The 1,751-nt window shown below is 38.3% G+C and carries 3 protein-coding genes; 2 read left to right on the forward strand and 1 reads right to left on the reverse strand.

The genetic code is table 11. The features are described from left to right. Positions 1-449: DUF817 family protein (locus tag V7659_RS26435; protein ID WP_335543073.1), on the reverse strand; the 449-nt coding region annotated here is incomplete at its 3' end. Positions 450-823: 374 nt separating this feature from the next. Between V7659_RS26435 and V7659_RS26440 the strand changes: the two genes are divergently transcribed. After that, positions 824-1,195, forward strand: a complete 372-nt coding sequence (locus V7659_RS26440; protein WP_335543067.1) for a VOC family protein — start codon at positions 824-826, stop codon at positions 1,193-1,195. A gap of 31 nt (positions 1,196-1,226) precedes the next feature. Beyond that, positions 1,227-1,619 (forward strand): nuclear transport factor 2 family protein, encoded by a 393-nt coding sequence (locus V7659_RS26445; protein ID WP_335543068.1) that lies wholly within the window; start codon positions 1,227-1,229, stop codon positions 1,617-1,619. The last annotated feature ends 132 nt before the right edge of the window (positions 1,620-1,751 follow it).

A 1,751-nucleotide genomic window follows, 5' to 3' on the forward strand; every position in this document is an offset into this window, starting at 1 on the left:
AAAAAATTTAAATAAATCGCAGCGGCAAGAGGTACTACCACTAAAAACGGCGGCCAATTAACCAGATCAACCTTAAGCCTCCTCCACGCCTGGCAAAGAAAACTCGCTACACTCGCGTACATGAATCCGCTATACAAAGGTACTCCCAAAATTTTAAAATATCCTTCTTCCGGATAAGACCAAGAGCCCATATGCACCTTGAAAAGTTCAAGAGTAAGTCCAATAAGGTGGAACATAGTGATCACCTTAAGTTCATCCCGTGTTTCAAGTCCGGAACGCACCATCCACCACTGCATCAGAAGGCAAATGATGAGCAGCCAGTCATACCGCGGCAGGATGGGAAGTGGGATGATTTGTGTAATAGCCAAAGAGGCAAAAATAACGACAGGAAACAAACATGATAGGGCCTGCTCCCAACCAAAACGAACAAGTTGTTTAAGTGATCTAATAATTTGTGCCTTCAAAGGTTTTTTCTGAGAATCACTTTGGATGGTTAAATTCATGAGTAACTCCCCTTTTATGAATTTGATTCTAATTTTTGTAAAAGAGATCTTTCTTTTCCTTTGATATGATCTTACCATCCATTTTATCGTTTTACAATAAATAATTAATGATTATAATTATATTTTTATTGCTTATAAACATTCTTTCGATCTTATACAAAGATAAAAACCACTCCTCACTTCAAAGGAATGCTCTAAAGCTTTAACGGAAATTCATTGTCCATTACACCTTATGGAAAATGTTGTGAATTTCAATATTGTCATTTATAGTTAAATTAAATAAAGTGATTTACCCACATCACTTAAAAAAAGGAGATCATATGAAACTAGGTGCATTTTCTGTAAGTTTAAATGTCAAAGATATTCATTTATCCAAATCATTCTACGAAAAATTAGGATTCCAAGCTTTTGGTGGTGACATAACGCAAAATTGGCTGATTATGAAGAATGAAAATTGTGTCATCGGGTTGTTCCAAGGGATGTTTGAAAAGAACATTCTGACCTTTAATCCTGGATGGAATCAAAATGCTGAGAATCTTGAAACGTTTACGGACATTCGAGACATTCAAAAACAACTTAAGTCTGAAGGCATAAAATTACTGACGGAAGCAGATGAAGCCACTAATGGTCCCGCGCATTTGATCATTGAGGATCCAGACGGAAATCAAATTCTTCTTGATCAGCATCGGTGAAAAAAAGCGGAAAATGGAGGAATTACTGACTATGGAACAATCGATAACATCGAACCTCTCATTTAAAGAAAAGGCTGTGTCTTTTTTACAACTCGTCGCCTCAGGGAAGGTTCGTGAAGCATACCAGCGTTACATAGGACCAGACTTTCGTCACCATAACCCCTATTTCCGCGGCGATGCTGATTCGCTCATGCTCGCGATGGAAGAAAATGCAGCTTTAAACCCGAACAAAATCCTTGAGGTCAAACTTGCAATTCAAGAGAAGGATACCGTAGCCGTTCACTCGCATGTGAAGCAGCACCCAGAGGATCTCGGTGGAGCTGTGGTCCATATCTTTCGTTTCCAAGATAACAAAATCGTTGAATTGTGGGATATCGGACAACCCATACCCGAGGACTCCCCTAATGAGAACGGCATGTTTTAACTTACTAAATTGAGATTCACCAAGACAACCTCCCCTTTTGAACGGGGAGGTTGTTAACGGCTAAAGAGATTTTGTAACAAATTTCTTATTAAGGCTTTTAATTAAGAGGATTATCATTTTGATATTTTAACC

The sequence above is a fragment of the Neobacillus drentensis genome, from assembly GCF_036966985.1.
GTDB lineage: Bacteria > Bacillota > Bacilli > Bacillales > Cytobacillaceae > Neobacillus > Neobacillus drentensis_E.